Genomic DNA, 15,821 nt, shown 5'->3' on the forward strand with positions numbered 1-15,821 from the left:
CCGGGGTTCGCGATCAACTCTGGCGTCGGTTGCGGGAAAGCGAGGGGACCTCACTGTGAAATCGACCTTGGCGCTGGTCGTTGTCCTGTTGGGCTCGTTGGTCGGGGCCGTGCCGGCATCGGCCGACACACCGTCCACACCCCGCCCCGCCGCCTCCGACAAGGTGTTCACGCATCGCTGCGAGAAGTACCCGCGGTACGACTGCGGCACGATCACCGTGCCGATGGACTACTCGCGGCCGTCCGGTCTCAAACTGACCATCGCGGTGTCCCGGTTCAAGGCCACTGGCAGTGCGCGCCAGGGCGTGATCGTGTTCAACCCCGGCGGTCCCGGCGGCAGCGGTCTGTTCGACGCCGGCGCGGTGCCGGCCAGCGTGCGTGCCGCCTACGACTTCATCGGCTTCGACCCGCGCGGCGTCGGCGAGAGCAGCCCCATCAGCTGCGTCGACCCGTCCTTCTTCGCCACCCCCGCGGCCGATCCCACGCCGGCGACCGAGGCCGCCAAGGTCCCGTTCGTCAAGCGGGCACGGTCCTATGCGGACGGTTGCGCCGCCCGCTCCGGCGCGGAGCTGCCGTACATCAACACCGCCAACACCGCTCGCGACATCGACGAGATCCGCAAGGCCATCGGCGAGACCCGGATCTCGTACTTCGGCGTTTCGTACGGGACCTATCTCGGCGCCGTGTACGGGCAGATGTTCCCGGGCAGCGTGCGGCGGATGATGCTCGACAGCAGCGTCAACGCCGATCCCGCCTCCGTCTGGTACCAGGACAACCTCGACCAGGACGTGGCGTTCCAGAAGCGGACCGACATCTGGTTCGACTGGATCGGGCGCTACGACAGCGTTTTCCACCTCGGTGTCGGCGGACAGGCCGTGTACGCCACCTATCTCAAGGCCCGTTCCGGGCTCGCCGCCAAGGCCGCCGGGCCGGTAGGTCCGGCCGAGCTGGACTCGATCGTCGTGAACTCCGGGTACTACGACATCAACTGGGTCAGCAACGCCAAGGCCCTGAGCGCCTTCGTGACCAAGGGCGACGCTTCCGGTCTCGTGTCGTATACGCGGGCCAACGACCCCGCCACCGCCGACAGTGAGAACGGCAACGCCGTCTACACCGCCGTCGAGTGCAACGACGCCCGGTGGCCGCGCAGTTGGTCGGTGTGGAACCACGACAACATCGCCGTGGCCCGGCAGGCTCCTTTGGAGACTTGGTCCAACGCCTGGATGAACCTGCCCTGCGCCTTCTGGACCTCGTCGCAGTCCTCCGCCATGCGCATCACCGGCGCCGGCCTGCCGCCCATCCTGATGCTCCAGGGCACCCAGGACGCCGCCACCCCGTACCAGGGCGCGCTGCGCACCCACCAGCTCCTGCCCAGCTCGCGGATGATCATCGAGCAGGGCGGCGGCTCCCACGGCCTGTACAACTCCCCGTGGGTCGGCAACACCTGCATCGACGGCTACGCCACCGCGTACTGGCTCAACGGCACCGTCCCCGCCGCCGACGTCAACTGCGCCGGCCACCCCCAGCCCAACCCCACGGCCTCCCGCTCGACGGCCGCCCGCTCCCTGGCCGCCCCGTCGGCTCCTTCAGCTCCATCGGCTCCGCGCACCCTCCTTCGCCCCTGACCGTCACCCTTTCGGCCCAACGGTTTTTCCACATGTGGACCACATTCGACTCTGGGGCCCACATGTGGACCACATGTGGCAAAACCTGGTGGCAGAGAGTGGGGGTGGTGGTGGGGATTCACCAGATGGGGGTAGCCCGGGCGGGGGATTCGGGGCAGTTGACCAGGAGCACGCAGCGGAAGCAGCGCATGCCGTCGGCCGTGTCGAGGATGAGGTCGCGGTGGGCGGAGTGGGAGCAGCGGGCGGCGAGAGTGCGGCTTCCGACCTGGGTGATCTGGGCCAGGGGAAAGGCGTGCACCTGGTCGTCGTAGCGGCTGTGCCACCAGATGAACGGACCGGTCATGCCGCCGAGGCTAAAAGCACGGCGGGGCCTCGTTTCGCCATCGGGCGCACGTCACCTCGCCATCGCACGCACGGATCGCTAGCGTCACGCCTGTGCAGCGCAATGAGCGCCTGGAAGCCATGCAGGAAGCCGCATCGGTGGCCTTCGCGCCGCTTCGACTGACCACAGAGGACTTCGACTTCGACGGGTCTATCCGGTACGCGAGCGCGGGCGGGCTGCTGGTCGCGGACATCACCGGCAACCCGGGCGGGGTGTGGCGGCCTCAGCGGCTGATCACGTCCACCGACAGCGAGCTGTACAAGTTCTCCTTGCACCTGAGCGGATCCTGCGCGCTGGGACAGGACGGCCGGCACGCGGCGATCAACCCCGGCGATCTCGTGGTCTACGACACGACCCGACCGTACGGCCTCGTCTACGGCACCGCTTATCGCACGGTGGTCGTCGGCGTGCCACGGGAACGCCTGGCCGGCCAGGCATCGGCGTTGCGCCAAGCCATCGCGAGGCCGACCCGCACCGACGGCGGCCTGCGGCGAGTGGTCGCCGGCATGCTCAACGGCCTGGCCGAGGACCTTGACGGCACGGTGGCCGAGGGCGGCACGCAGCTGGCCGACGCCTTGCTTTCCTTGCTGGGAAAGGTTTTCACCGGCGACGTCGAGCTGACGGATCCCCGAACGTCCACGCGCGAACGGGTTCTGGCCTACTGCGAGGCCAATCTCGGCGATCCCGGCCTGTCCGTGGAGAGCATCGCCCAGGCACACGGGGTTTCCGCGCGGTACCTGCACAAGGTGTTCGCCGGCACCGGCACCACCATCGCCGCCCTGATCAGAACCCGCCGCCTGCAACGGATTCGCGACGACCTGGCCGACCCGGGGCAGATGACCGTCCCGGTCGCGGTCATCGCCGCACGCTGGGGCGTGCTGGATCCGACGCACGTGAGCCGCCTGTTCCGGGCGGCCTACGGCACGTCGCCGGTGGGCTACCGGCGTCAGTTGCTGCGCTGAACAGGCATCCAGGCGGCGGCCTGCACTCGGGCCAGGCCGCTGCGTACGGCGGCGGCGAAGCGCTGGGCCTGCTCGAAGGGCACGCCGGTGCAGCGGAGTTCGGTGTGCTCGGCCCGGATCGACAGCGCGCCGCCGGACAGCGAATTGCCGGCCGTGGCCACGGACACGACCTCGGTCAACGGAATGTGCATGCCTTCGGCCAGCACACGGAAGTCGGTGGCCACCAGCGTGATGCCGGGGCCGGACAGAACGGCACGCACCTGCTCGGTCGGACCGAGCCGGTCGGTGAACTCGGCGGAAAGCTCAATGGTGTCGGCCATCGGCCCAGGATCCGGTGGCGGGCGGCGATCGTCACTAGCCTGTTGGAGTGAGCGCCTCGGTCACACGCCGTGAGATCGTGAAGCCGAACTTCAAGAACCGTGCAGAAATTATTAATAGAGGTTCGCAGTCGACCGAGGTTAGCTGACTGCGTGGTCACATCCCGGTCAACTCAGGTCGAAACGCCCATCACCGCCGACCGGTCCCGGGAGGGCCTGTGGCTCGCGATCGCCGCGTACGGCATGTGGGGCGTGTTCCCGCTCTACTTCCCGCTGCTCGAACCGGCCGGCGCGGTCGAGATCCTGGCCCAGCGCATCGTCTGGTCGCTGGCCCTGATCCTCGTGATCCTGCTGATTCGCCGCCGTTGGGCGTGGGCCGGCCGGCTCCTGCGCCAACCCCGCCAGCTCGGCATGCTGTCGCTGGCCGCGGTGATGATCGCGGTCAACTGGGGCACCTACATCTACGGCGTGAACTCCGGCGACGTGGTGGAGACCTCGCTCGGCTACTTCATCAACCCGCTGCTGACGATCGCGCTCGGCGTGGTGGTGCTGCGTGAGCGGCTCGGGGCGGCCCAGTGGATCGCGGTCGGCATCGGCCTGGTCGCCGTGCTGGTGCTCACGTTCGGTTACGGCCGGCCGCCGTGGATCGCCCTCGTCCTGGCCGTCGCCTTCGCGATCTACGGCTTCGTCAAGAAGCAGGTCAACCTGCCCGCGCTCGAAGGCCTGGCGGCCGAGACGGCGGTGCTGACCGTGCCGGCGCTGGTGTACCTGGTCGTGCTGGAGGCGATCGGCGTCGGCACGTTCCTCGGTCATGGCGCCGGCCACTCGCTGCTGCTCGTCCTGACCGGTCTGCTCACGGTCGTCCCGCTCGTCTGCTTCGGCGCGTCGGCCACCCGGCTGCCGCTGTCGACGCTGGGCCTGGTGCAGTACCTGGGTCCGGTGCTCCAGTTCCTGGTCGGTGTGGTGATCAACCACGAGCAGATGACCGTGACCCGGTGGGTCGGATTCGGCCTGGTCTGGCTGGCGCTGGCCGTCCTCATGGCGGACGCCGTCCGGCGGTTGTACGATGTGCGTCGTACCAATGTGCGGTGACGGTCGTGCCAACGGGAGGTCGGCGTGGAGCTGGGTCGGGTAGGCATCTGGAACCGGGTGGTCGCGGAGGGGCGGCCGGACTCGGCCGAGGCCGCCGCCGAGCTGGAGGAGCTCGGGTACGGCGCGGTGTGGATCGGCGGCAGCCCGCCGGTGTCCATGGCCGAGAACGTGCTCGCCGCCACCGAACGGATCGTCGTCGGCACGTCCATCCTCAACATCTGGCAGCACGAGCCGGCCGACGTGGCGGCGCAGTCCCAGGCCGCCAACGAGAAGTACAACGACCGCTTCGTGCTGGGCCTCGGCGCCAGCCACGGGCCGGCGGTGGCCAACTACGCCAAGCCGCTGTCCAAGATGCGCGAGTTCCTGGCCGGCCTGGAGGCGGCCGGGCACCCCAGGGAGAAGCGCGTGCTGGCGGCCCTCGGGCCGAAGATGCTGGAGCTGTCGGCCACTGAAGCCGCCGGGGCCGTGCCGTACCTGACCACGCCCGAGCACACCGCCCGGGCCCGCGACATTCTCGGCGCCGGTCCCCTGCTGGTGCCCGAGCTGAAGGTGGCGCTGACCAACGACCCGGCCGAGGGTCGCGAGATCGCCCGCGAGCACCTGTCGATCTATCTGAAGCTGCCGAACTACGTGAACAACCTGCGCACCCTCGGCTTCGACGAGGCCGACCTCACCGACGGTGGCAGCGACCGGTTCGTGAACGGGACCGTGGCCATCGGCGACGAGAACGTCGTCGACGAGTGGGTGCAGCGGCACCTCGACGCCGGCGCCGACCACGTGGCCATCCAGGTGCTCAACGACCCGCTGCCGCGCGCCGAGTGGCGAGCCTTGGCCGGGTTGACCGAGGGTCGTCCCTGACACACGGGCGATCCGCGCTGGTCAGGCCGCACACTGATGCGAGGCCCCGCCGATGCTTCGCCCGGTTGGCGGATTTCGGCCGCCGCCACCTGACGCGCGCACCCACCTGGGCCGATGCGGCGGGCTAAATCCGGCAAGGGCGAGGCGTCGGCTACCCGGGGGCCGAGCCGCGACGCCGAAGGCGGCGCCATGTCACTGTCAAGTGTTCTCGTCCACTGGAAGACGGCTAACGCCCGGGCGGGTGAGCATGCAGACTGGGGACTGCTCTGCCCACCGTCGGCTGGAGGACCATTGGAGCGGACACTGGCCTGGGACGGGGCCGCCGTCGTGGCCGTGGACCAGTGCGCGCTGCCGCACGAGCGGACCGTGCTACGCCTGACGACACCGGACGAGGTCATCGACGCGATCAAGCGCCTGGCCATTCGCGGGGCACCCGCGATCGGGGTGGCCGGGGCGCTGGCGGTCGCGCTGTCGGCACAGCTCAGCGACGGCGACGAGCAGGCCCGTTGAGGACGCCGAGCGCAGCACGCCCCGGACCGACCGCGGTGAACCTGAGCTGGGCGGTGCGCAGAGTCCTGACAAAACTGCCCGGCGGCGCGGGGCGTGCTGGACGAGGCCTCGCGATGCTGGAGGAGGACGAGCAGACCAATCGCGCCATGGCCGCCCGCGCCGCCGATGCCGTGCTCGGGCTCACGAGCCGGCGCCCGCTGCGGATCCTGACCCACTGCAACACCGGGGCCCTGGCCGCGGTGGCGGTGGGCACGGCTTTGGGCGGTATCAAGGAATTGGCCGAGCGTGGACTGGTCGAGTCCGTGCTCGCCGGCGAGACGCGGCCGTTGCTGCAAGGCGCACGGCTGACGGCGTGGGAGCTGACGCAGGCGGGGATTCCGTTCCGGCTGTGCGTCGACTCCGCCGGTCCCGCGGCCATCGCCGCCGGCCTGGTCGACGTGGTGATGGTCGGCGCGGATCGGATCACCGCCAACGGCGACGTGGCCAACAAGGTCGGCACCTACTCGCTGGCCGTTGCCGCGCACCGCAGCGGGATTCCCTTTGTCGTCGTCGCCCCTGAGTCCACTGTGGACGTGTCCATTGCCGACGGTTCACAGATCGTCATCGAGCAGCGGCACGCCGACGAGGTGATCGCCTTCCACGGGCACCCGGTGGCGCCGGCGGAGACGCCGGTGTTCAACCCGGCCTTCGACGTCACGCCGAACGACCTCGTGACGGCGATCGTCACCGAGGACCGCGTGTGGCCGCAGCGGCCGGCCGGGCATCTGGCCGAGGTCGCGCGGGGCCTGTACCAGCGCGGTTGGCTGGACGGCACCGCCGGCAACCTGTCCGTGCGCATCGGGGCCCAGGCGCTGATCACGGCCAGCGGGCGCAGCAAAGGCGAGCTCACCAACGCCGATGTGGTGCTGGTGGAGGCGGAGACCGGGGTGCGGATCTCGGGCCCCAAGCCGTCGGCCGAGACGTCCATCCACGCCGCGATCTACCAGGCATTCCCGGACTGCGGCGCGGTTGTGCACGCACACCCGCCGTATGCCACTGCTGTCGCGGCCAAGGCCATGGCGGCCGGGCAGGACTCCGTGCGCTTCACCGACTTCGAGATCATCAAGGGCTTCGGCGTCGCCGACCCGAGCGCGCTGGACGTGCCCGTCTTCACCAACTGGTCGGACGTGCCCCGCATCGCCGCCGAAGTGGGCAAGCGTCTCGACGGATCGGTGCCCGTGCTGCTGATCGGCCATCACGGCGTCACAGCCTGGGGACCTACGCTGGAGATCGCCCGCAACCGCGTGGAGTGCATCGAGGCCCTCTGCCGGCTGCACCTGCTCACGAACTAGGAGAATCCTGATGACGCTGTTGCAGGTCATGGCCGACGGCGACCGCGACGAGGTGTTGCTGCGCACCACCGACCTCGCGACCATCGCCGCCGAGCTGGCGCCGTTCGACATCACCCTGGAGCAGTGGGACACCGTCGAGCTGTCCGACAGCGCCGGGCAGGACGAGGTCCTGGAGGCGTACAGGGCGGACGTGGAGAAGGTGTCCAAGGAGGGCGACTTCCGGCTGGTCGACGTCGTCCGGATGAAGCCGTCGGACGACCCGGAGTGGAAGGCGTTGGCCAAGGGCGCCAGGGAGAAGTTCCTCAACGAGCACACCCACGACGAGGACGAGGTCCGCTTTTTCGTCGAGGGCAAGGGCTGCTTCTACCTGCACCTGGACGGCAAGGTGTACGCCGTGGTGTGCGAGCGCGGCGACCTGATGTCGGTGCCGGCCGGCACCACGCACTGGTTCGACATGGGCTCGAACCCGGAGTTCTGCGCCATCCGGTTCTTCCAGGAGGAGGACGGCTGGGTCGCCGGCTTCACCGGTGACGGCATCTCCACGCGCATGCCGACCCTGGACGAGCTGGTGTGATCGTCACCGACATCGAGGGCACCACCAGCTCCATCGCCCACGTGCACGACGTGCTGTTCCCGTACTCGCGGGCGCGCATCTCCTCGTGGGTGCGGCGCCCCGAGGCGGCGGCCGTCGTGCGTGAGGTGGCGGCCGACCCGGACGAGGCGGCCTCCGTGCTGGTCGGGTGGATCGACGCCGACGTCAAGGCCACGCCGCTGAAGACGTTGCAGGGCTTGATCTGGGCCGAGGGTTACGCGTCGGGGGAGCTCACCGCGCACGTGTACGACGACGTGCCGCCGGTGCTCGCGCGGTGGTCGGCGGCCGGGGTGCCGGTGTACGTGTACTCGTCGGGATCCGAGCTGGCGCAACGGTTGTGGTTCCGGCACACCCAGCACGGGGACCTGTTGGGGCACTTCGCCGGGCACTTCGACACCGTGACCGCCGGCCCGAAGCGCGAAGTCGCTTCGTACGAGGCGATCGCCGGCAAGATCGGCGTCGCGCCGGGGGAGCTGACGTTCCTGTCTGGCTCCTGTTAGGCCGAGTTGTGCCCTTTTCGATTTCACCATATAGGAATAAGACCCACAGCTACGCATCAAGGCACGTTCTTAGATACTCCTAGCTTTGTCTCAGAGATTAAGCCTTTTTAGGAGCAACGCCAACCCGAGCGGGCGTTGACTTATGTCGAGATGTTCGACTGAAGGTTCGAATCCCTGTGATATAAGTTGAGTGATACGCGGGCCGGACTCAGACAATTAGCGTCGAGGTGAAATAAGTAAATCTCCAACCGTTTGTAAGGCATTACTGGCGCCAGATGCCGTATGGCCGCGCAGACGCTATCGCAAGGTGAGAGCCTTGAAACGTGCCGCGCCCGCATCACCAGGCGTGCGGAGACTTTAAAGTCGTTCTTGTGTGGAAAATCTGACTTGCAGTTCATTGAAGATGGGTAGCACCTAGCGTCCAGTGCTGTTATCCGCTGTATCAGCGGAAGGCGATTCTCTCTATCAGGGCACTCTACTCGACCGGAGCCCGCCACGCAGACGCGATGGTAACGCTAGAGTTGATGATAGTGGCGTCTGCCCTCCGTCTAAGATTTCGTCTCAGTGCAGACTAAGTGGCATATAGATTGCCACCCTTAGGTAAACTCGGAAGCGCGCCCGTTGGCAAAACCGGCGTAACTGGCGATATCGTCCGCATTGCGATGAGTCACGCTCTCCGGCAGTGCGAGTTACAGGTTCGGGCAGCGTTATTCGAAGGTCTCGCCGGCGGCGGCCTTCTTGCGCAGCAGCTCCGGCGGGGCGAACCGGTCGCCGTAGCGCTGGGCCAGCTCCTCGGCCCGGGCGACGAAGCCGTTCAGGCCGCCCTCGTAGCCGTTGATGTACTGGAGCACGCCGCCGGTCCAGGCCGGGAAGCCGATGCCGAAGATGGAGCCGATGTTGGCGTCGGCGACGGCGGTGATCACGCCCTCCTCGACGCACTTCACCGTCTCGATGGCCTCGGCGAACAGCATGCGCTCCTGCATGTCCTTGAAGGGAATGTCATCGCCTTCACGGATGATGCCGGGCTTGCCGAAGTTCTCGACCAGACCCGACCACAGGCCGGCGCGCTTGCCGTCGGCGTAGTCGTAGAAGCCCTTGCCGTAGGCGCGGCCGCCGCGGTCGAAGTCCACCACCATGCGGTCGATGACCTGCTCGGCCGGGTGTGACACCCACGTGCCGCCGGCCGCCTCCACCGCCTTGCGGGACTCGTCGCGGATCTTGCGCGGCAGGGTCAGCGTCAGCTCGTCCATCAGCGACAGCACCGGGGCCGGGTAGCCGGCCTGCATGCTGGCCTGCTCGATGGACGGAGCCGGCAGGCCCTCGCCGAGCATGGCCACGCCCTCGTTGATGAACGTGCCGATGACGCGGCTGGTGAAGAAGCCGCGGCTGTCGTTGACCACGATCGGCGTCTTCTTCAGCTGCAGCACCACGTCGAACGCCTTGGCCAGGGCCTCGTCGCTCGTGTTGGCGCCGCGGATGATCTCCACCAGCGGCATCTTGTCCACCGGCGAGAAGAAGTGCAGGCCCACGAAGTCGGCCTGCCGCTTGACGCCCTCGGCCAGGCCGGTGATCGGCAGCGTGGAGGTGTTGGAGCACAGCAGGGCGTCCGGCTCGACGACGTTCTCGATCTCGGCGAACACCTTGTGCTTGAGCTCGGTGTTCTCGAAGACCGCCTCGATCACCAGGTCGCAGCCGGCCAGGTCGGCGGCGTCCGCGGTGGGCGTGATGCGGGCCAGGATCTCGTCCCGCTTCTCCTGGGTCATCTTGCCGCGGCTGATCGCCTTGTCCAGCAGGCCGACCGAGTAGTTCTTGCCCTTCTCCGCCGCCTCCGCGGAGACGTCCTTGAGCACGACCTGCATGCCCGAGCGGGCCGCGGAGTAGGCGATGCCCGCGCCCATCATGCCGGCGCCCAGCACGGCGACCTTGCGGGCCGTGTACTGCGGCACGCCCTGCGGGCGGCTGCCGCCCTTGTTGATCGTCTGGAGGTCGAAGAAGAACGCCTTGATCATGTTCTTCGAGACCTGGCCGGCCGACAGCTGGAGCATGTAGCGGGACTCGATGCGCAGGGCCGACTCGAAGTCGACCTGGCTGCCCTCGACCGCGGCCGACAGGATCGCCTTCGGCGCCGGCATCGGCGCGCCCTTGAGCTGCTTGCGCAGGTTGGCCGGGAAGGCCGGCAGGTTGGCCGCGAACTTCGGCACCGACGGCGTGCCGCCGGGAATCCGGTAGCCCTTGACGTCCCACGGCTGCACGGCGTCCGGGTTGTCCTTGATCCACTGCTTGGCCCGGGCGACCATCTCCTCCGGCGTCGCCACGATCTCGTCGACGATGCCGGTCTCCTTGGCCGCTGCCGGGGCCAACTGCTGGCCCTGCAACAGCAGCTTCAGCAGCGCGTCGGCGATGCCGAGCATGCGGACCGTGCGCACCACGCCCCCCGCGCCGGGCAGCAGGCCCAGCGTCACCTCGGGGAAACCGAAGCGGGACTTGGGGTTGTCCAGCGCCACCCGGTGGTGGCAGGACAGCGCGATCTCCAGGCCGCCGCCCAGCGCCGAGCCGTTCAGCGCCGCCACGACCGGCCGGCCGAGCGTCTCCAGGCCGCGCAGGGCGGCCTTGGTGCTGGTCAGCGTGGCCATGAAGGTGTCGCCGTCGGCCGGCGTCACGCGGCGCAGGTCGTTCAGGTCGCCGCCGGCGAAGAAGGTCTTCTTGGCCGAGGCCACCACCACGCCCGTGATGTCGTCACGCTCGCGGCGCAGCCGCTCCACGACCTTGGTGACCGCCGCCGTGAACTCCGGGTTCATGGTGTTGGCCGACTGGCCCGGCGCGTCCATCGTCAGCGTGACGATGCCGTCAGAGTCCTTGTCCCACTGGAAGTACTCGCTCATGACCTCGTCCCTCAGATGCGCTCGACGATGGTGGCGAGGCCCATGCCGCCGCCGATGCACAGGGTGACCATTCCGTACCGCAGCTCGCGGCGCTCCAGCTCGTCCACGACCGTGCTCAGGATCATCGCGCCGGTCGCGCCCAGCGGGTGGCCCAGCGCGATCGCGCCGCCGTTGACGTTGACCTTCTCCCACGGGATGTCCATGTCCCGCATGAAGCGCAGCACCACCGCCGCGAACGCCTCGTTCATCTCGACCAGGTCGATGTCGTCCACCGTCAGCCCGGCCTTGGCCAGCGCCTTGCGGCAGGCCGGGGCCGGGCCGGTCAGCATGATCGTCGGGTCCGCGCCGCTGACCGCCGTGGCCACGATGCGGGCCCTCGGCGTGAGGCCGAAGTCCTTGCCGATCTGCTCGCTGCCGATCGCCACCAGCGCCGCGCCGTCCACGATGCCCGAGGAGTTGCCGGCGGTGTGCACGTGGTTGATGCGCTCCACCCAGTGGTACTTCTGCAGCGCCACCGCGTCGAAGCCGCCCATCTCGCCGATGCCCGCGAACGAGGGCTTCAGCTCGCCGAGGCCCTCCAGCGTGGTGCCCGGGCGGATGAACTCGTCGCGCTCCAGCACCGTCAGGCCGTTGTGGTCGCGGACCGGCACCACCGAGCGGTCGAAGTAGCCGTTGCTCTGCGCCTTCGCCGCGCGGGCCTGCGACTCACACGCGTAGGCGTCCACGTCCTCGCGGGAGAAGCCCTCGATCGAGGCGATCAGGTCTGCGCCGATGCCCTGCGGCACGAAGCTCGTGTCATAGGCCGTCTCCGGGTCCATCGCCCAGGCGCCGCCGTCCGAGCCCATCGGGACCCGGGACATCGACTCCACGCCGCCGGCCAGGATCAGGTCGTCCCAGCCCGAGCGCACCTTCTGCGCCGCGATGTTCACCGCCTCCAGGCCCGAGGCGCAGAACCGGTTCAGCTGCACGCCCGCCACCGTGTTCGGCAGGCCCGCGGCCAGCGCCGCCGTCTTGGCGATGTCGGCGCCCTGGTCGCCGACCGGGGTCACACAGCCCAGCACCACGTCGTCGATGCGGGCCGGGTCGAGGTTCGGGTTGCGGGTGCGCAGCTCGTCGATCAGGCCGACGAGCAGGGATACGGGCTTGACCTCGTGCAGCGACCCGGTCTGCTTGCCCTTCCCCCGCGGGGTCCGGACCGCGTCGAACACAAAAGCTTCAGTGCTCATGGCTGTGGCGCCTCCTGGCTCGGGCATCACGGTCGACGGTAGCGCCGCCCCAAGTAACAATCAATCCGGCCTGCATGTATCACATACCGCCCGGAATGTGAGTTGGGTCTCCCCGATCCGGGCTGTGTTCACGTTCCGCGGGTGTCAACAGCCACCAACCGCGTTATCGTGACGATATGGCTGCTCCCGCCCACTTCCCGTACCCCGATCGGTCGGCCGGGGCGCAGCAGCAGTGGGCCGGCGACGAGGAGGCAGCGGCCAGGTTCGGCTCGCCGGCCGCGATCCGCGCCGCGCTGCTGCCCGAGCAGGTGCTCGAGTTCGACGCCGCCTACGACGCGGCACTGACCACGGCGCGCCAGGCGCTGCGCTTGGACCAGCTGCACCAAGTACTGCGGGTCTGGCGACGAGTGGCCTGGCAGACCGAGGCCGACGCCCATGCCGTCAAGGAAATGGCTGACGCCGTTGCCGAGGTCCGGCGCACGGGTAATCCCCGCGAGGGCAGCGTCTCCTGGGACGACCTGAAGGCCGAGCTCGGCGTCTGACGGTTCCGCTCCATGTCCTACGAGCTCGACATCGATCCAAACGCGCGTGCGCAGATTCGGGCGCTGCCGCCGGCGGCGCTCGACGCGTTGGCCGACGCGTTCAAGGTCCTCGCACTCGTGCCAGAACGCGGTGAGCCGCTGCACGCCGACAATCCGGACGGCGGAGTCTTCCAGCTGGTGTTCGGCGGCGGTCCAGGCCTTGTCACGTACCTGTTGCCGGCCGAGCGGCGTCGGGTCGACGTGCTTGTGGTCGACTGGGTGCAGATCGAGCAGCCATAACCCCAAAGCTCAGAGGTATCGGATTTGGAGCCGGCCCTCGCTACTGTCACCGCATGCGCACGCCTGCCGACATCGTGGACTTCCTGATCGGGTTCTCCGGGCGGCAGGCGACGGATGTGATCGAGGTGCCCGGCGGGGTCGCGGTGCGCCACCGGAAGTTCCCCTCCTCGTACAACAACAACCGGGTTCTGGTGCGCGGCCCGGTCGATCCGGGGGAACTGCTGGCCGCGGTGGACGAGGTGATGGCCGACCTGGACTACCGGGTGATCGTGTTCCTCGACGACGAAGCGGGCCGGGCGTTCGCGCCGGCGGCGGTGGAGGCGGGGTACACGCCGCACGAGCTGGTGCCGATGCGGGTTCGAGGGAGCCGTGCCGCCGGCGCCGTCTACCACGGTCCCAGGTTAATAGCCCAGCGTCCATGCCAACAGTAGCGTACCGCATTCGTCGCGGCCATTCGTACCGAACCAAGCGATATCGATACCCGCTCACCAAAGAAGGCGGGACCTCGGCGGACCACTTACCATTCGATTCAAATGATTACAATTCCACCACCGATCTGGGACCATGTGTTCAGCGTTATTCCGAAAGACCAACGAATAAGATCGCGTAGGACACCTTCAATCTATTACGAGGTGGAGCAGCTGGCCACGCGGGATCGCGGTGCGGCGACAGGGCGCGGACGAGGTGCACTTCCTCGGTGTGATGGCCGATGGCCATCCGGTGGCATGGGCGGATCTCTATCTGCACCAAGGAATTGCCCAGATCGAGTACGTGCTGACCGTGCCCGGGCACCAGGGCCGGGGCTACTCCACGGCGATCATGCGCGAGGCGCTGCGACGGGCCCGTGACTGCGACACGGTGTTCCTGTTCGCCGACGGCGAGGACTGGCCCCAGAACTGGTACGGCCGACTGGGGTTCACCCCAGTCGGCCGTTTTCACGAGTACGTCAGGACAGCTACTTGACCCACGGCACCTGCGGGGAGGCGTAGAAGTTCACGCCCTGCGCCTTCCAGCGCGGTCCCTGCGCGGCCAAGCGGTTCTTGAAGGTGTTCCAGTCGTGCGCGGCGGCCTGCGACCAGCCCAGCTCGGCCAGCTCGGCCAGGCGCGGGAACGCCATGTACTGGATGTCGGCCAGCTTGACGATCGTCTCCGTCCACAGAGGACCCTCGACGCCGTTGATCACGTTGGTGTTGACGCCGGTCAGGTACTTGCCCGGATCCCAGTTGTAGGCGGTCTTGGCCTCGATCAGGCCGGCCCAGTCCTGGCCGAGCGGCGTGCTGGAGGTGTACTTCATGTCCAGGTAGGCCAGATTCGCCGGGGACAGCACGAAGTGCGTGCCCTTCTTGGCCGCCGCCTGCACGGCCGCGTTGGTCGGCGTGGTGTCCCAGTACTGGCCGATGGTCGAGGGCAGCAGGGCCGCCTTGCTGATGTCGTGCCAGCCGATGGCGATCTTGCCGTGGTTGGCCACGATCTGCTGCACCTTGCCGACGAACGTCTTGTAGTCGGTGTCGGTGGTGGACTGCGACTCGTCGCCGCCGATGTGGATGTACGGGCCGGGGGTCAGCGCCGCGATCTCGCCGATGACGTCGTCGAGGAACTTGTAGGTGACGTCCTTGGACACGCACAGCGTGCTGAAGCCGACGTCGGTGCCGGTGTAGAGCGGCGGGGCCACGCCGTTGCAGTTCAGCTCCGCGTACGAGGCCAGGGCCGCGTTGGTGTGCCCCGGCATGTCGATCTCCGGGATGATCGTGATGTACCGGCTCGCCGCGTACGCCACGATGTCCTTGTACTGCGCCTGCGTGTAGTAGCCGCCCGCGCCGCCGCCGACCTCGGTGCTGCCGCCGTAGGTGGCCAGCCGCGGCCAGCTGTTGATCTGCAGCCGCCAGCCCTGGTCGTCGCTCAGGTGCAGGTGCAGGGTGTTGACCTTGTAACGGGCGATCTCGTCGATGTAGGTCTTGACCGTGTCCACGCCGAAGAAGTGGCGGGCCACGTCCAGCATCGCGCCGCGGTAGCCGAAGCGGGGGTGGTCGCTGATCTTGCCGCCCTGGATCGTCCAGGGGCCCGGCTGCTTCGTGCTGGCGTCGATGCTCGCCGGCAGCAGCTGGCGCAGCGTCTGCACGCCCTCGAACAGGCCCGCCGGCTTGTTCGCCGTGAGCACCACCGAGGCGCCGTTCACCGTCAGCTGGTAGCCCTCGTCGCCGAGCGAGGCGTTCGGGGCGACCGTCAGCTGGATCGGGTCCACCGCGCGGGCGATGAACGAGTGGTCCACCGGCAGGGCGAAGCCCGTGGCCGGGCGCAGCACGCCGGCCAGGTAGTCGCCGACCGACGCCGCCTGGCCGCCGGCCGCGATCCTGGCGCCGCTGCCCAGCGTGAACGTCGAGCTCGCCTGGGTCGCCGACGCGGGAGCCGGCACCACACTGGCGTACGGCACCGCCTTCGGCTTCACCGGAGCCGCCTGCGCGGCTGCCCCCGTCGTCCCGAGCATCGTGATGGCGGCGGCCGCGACAACCAGCCGCCGGGGGATCGTTGACATGTCTGGGTTGTCCTCCCGAGCGGGGACCTGGACAGGCGGCGGAAGCCCATTGGATACAGCCCCTCAGCGCACTGTCAAGGTATAGACCACTTGGACCGGATTTGTGTCTCGGTGGCAACGCAGGAGAGTGCGAGGCCGCGCCGGTGCCAATCCGGCTAGGGAAGGCACCGGTCACGAGCGGCCTCGCCCCG

General features: G+C 68.5%; 16 protein-coding genes and 1 pseudogene. 12 read left to right on the forward strand and 5 right to left on the reverse strand.

From position 1 onward, the window contains the following. Positions 1–55: 55 nt before the first annotated feature. Complete coding sequence (locus tag KUTG_RS32465; RefSeq protein WP_052395660.1) at positions 56–1,624, forward strand: alpha/beta hydrolase; 1,569 nt, start codon at positions 56–58, stop codon at positions 1,622–1,624. Positions 1,625–1,742: 118 nt separating this feature from the next. Here KUTG_RS32465 and KUTG_RS32470 read toward each other — a convergent pair whose 3' ends face one another. Further along, positions 1,743–1,967, reverse strand: coding sequence for a hypothetical protein (locus KUTG_RS32470; protein WP_043722213.1), 225 nt, complete (start codon positions 1,965–1,967; stop codon positions 1,743–1,745). 92 nt (positions 1,968–2,059) lie between these two features. Between KUTG_RS32470 and KUTG_RS32475 the strand changes: the two genes are divergently transcribed. After that, complete coding sequence (locus KUTG_RS32475; protein WP_052395661.1) at positions 2,060–2,968, forward strand: AraC-like ligand-binding domain-containing protein; 909 nt, start codon at positions 2,060–2,062, stop codon at positions 2,966–2,968. Here KUTG_RS32475 and KUTG_RS32480 read toward each other — a convergent pair. After that, the gene (locus KUTG_RS32480) at positions 2,953–3,288 is read right to left on the reverse strand and encodes a hypothetical protein (RefSeq protein ID WP_043722218.1); all 336 of its coding nucleotides are present in this window, start codon (positions 3,286–3,288) and stop codon (positions 2,953–2,955) included. The genes KUTG_RS32475 and KUTG_RS32480 overlap by 16 nt on opposite strands. A gap of 150 nt (positions 3,289–3,438) precedes the next feature. On the opposite strand from KUTG_RS32480, the gene rarD reads away from it, so the two are divergent. The 6 genes and pseudogenes from rarD (at position 3,439) to mtnC (ending at position 8,168) form a co-directional block, all read left to right on the forward strand. Further along, positions 3,439–4,377, forward strand: coding sequence for an EamA family transporter RarD (gene rarD, locus KUTG_RS32485; RefSeq protein ID WP_232241081.1), 939 nt, complete (start codon positions 3,439–3,441; stop codon positions 4,375–4,377). Positions 4,378–4,401: 24 nt separating this feature from the next. Continuing rightward, on the forward strand, positions 4,402–5,235 hold the full coding sequence (locus KUTG_RS32490) for an LLM class F420-dependent oxidoreductase (RefSeq protein WP_043722221.1): 834 nt from the start codon (positions 4,402–4,404) through the stop codon (positions 5,233–5,235). Between the two features lie 291 nt (positions 5,236–5,526). Further along, positions 5,527–6,476: pseudogene (gene mtnA / locus KUTG_RS64165) on the forward strand (S-methyl-5-thioribose-1-phosphate isomerase); the annotation flags it as partial. Positions 6,477–6,482: 6 nt separating this feature from the next. Next, positions 6,483–7,076, forward strand: a complete 594-nt coding sequence (gene mtnB, locus KUTG_RS64170) for a methylthioribulose 1-phosphate dehydratase (protein ID WP_232241505.1) — start codon at positions 6,483–6,485, stop codon at positions 7,074–7,076. A 10-nt stretch (positions 7,077–7,086) separates the two neighbouring features. Continuing rightward, positions 7,087–7,650 carry a 1,2-dihydroxy-3-keto-5-methylthiopentene dioxygenase gene (locus KUTG_RS32500; protein WP_043722223.1) on the forward strand — a complete coding sequence of 188 codons (564 nt, stop codon included), beginning with the start codon at positions 7,087–7,089 and terminating at the stop codon, positions 7,648–7,650. After that, positions 7,647–8,168: an acireductone synthase gene (gene mtnC / locus KUTG_RS32505; protein ID WP_052395662.1), complete on the forward strand. Its 522-nt coding sequence runs from the start codon at positions 7,647–7,649 to the stop codon at positions 8,166–8,168. The genes KUTG_RS32500 and mtnC overlap by 4 nt, the downstream gene beginning before the upstream one ends. A gap of 707 nt (positions 8,169–8,875) precedes the next feature. On the opposite strand, the gene KUTG_RS32510 is transcribed toward mtnC, so the two are convergent. Together KUTG_RS32510 and KUTG_RS32515 are read right to left on the reverse strand one after the other, a co-directional pair. After that, positions 8,876–11,050 (reverse strand): 3-hydroxyacyl-CoA dehydrogenase NAD-binding domain-containing protein, encoded by a 2,175-nt coding sequence (locus KUTG_RS32510; RefSeq protein WP_043722226.1) that lies wholly within the window; start codon positions 11,048–11,050, stop codon positions 8,876–8,878. Between the two features lie 11 nt (positions 11,051–11,061). Further along, entirely contained in the window at positions 11,062–12,276 is a 1,215-nt protein-coding gene (locus tag KUTG_RS32515) for an acetyl-CoA C-acetyltransferase (protein ID WP_043722227.1), read from the reverse strand. 176 nt (positions 12,277–12,452) lie between these two features. Here KUTG_RS32515 and KUTG_RS32520 point away from each other — a divergent pair, with 176 nt between their 5' ends. The 4 genes from KUTG_RS32520 (at position 12,453) to KUTG_RS32535 (ending at position 14,060) form a co-directional block, all read left to right on the forward strand. Continuing rightward, complete coding sequence (locus KUTG_RS32520; protein WP_232241082.1) at positions 12,453–12,818, forward strand: DUF6247 family protein; 366 nt, start codon at positions 12,453–12,455, stop codon at positions 12,816–12,818. Between the two features lie 12 nt (positions 12,819–12,830). After that, a complete protein-coding gene (locus KUTG_RS32525) occupies positions 12,831–13,097 on the forward strand; it encodes a hypothetical protein (RefSeq protein ID WP_043722229.1) in 267 nt (88 codons plus the stop codon). 53 nt (positions 13,098–13,150) lie between these two features. Beyond that, positions 13,151–13,528, forward strand: a complete 378-nt coding sequence (locus tag KUTG_RS32530) for a hypothetical protein (RefSeq protein ID WP_052395663.1) — start codon at positions 13,151–13,153, stop codon at positions 13,526–13,528. Between the two features lie 229 nt (positions 13,529–13,757). Further along, on the forward strand, positions 13,758–14,060 hold the full coding sequence (locus KUTG_RS32535; RefSeq protein ID WP_052395664.1) for a GNAT family N-acetyltransferase: 303 nt from the start codon (positions 13,758–13,760) through the stop codon (positions 14,058–14,060). On the opposite strand, the gene KUTG_RS32540 is transcribed toward KUTG_RS32535, so the two are convergent. Continuing rightward, complete coding sequence (locus KUTG_RS32540; protein WP_043722231.1) at positions 14,053–15,630, reverse strand: beta-N-acetylhexosaminidase; 1,578 nt, start codon at positions 15,628–15,630, stop codon at positions 14,053–14,055. The genes KUTG_RS32535 and KUTG_RS32540 overlap by 8 nt on opposite strands. Between the last annotated feature and the right edge of the window lie 191 nt (positions 15,631–15,821).

Source organism: Kutzneria sp. 744, from assembly GCF_000568255.1.
GTDB lineage: Bacteria > Actinomycetota > Actinomycetes > Mycobacteriales > Pseudonocardiaceae > Kutzneria.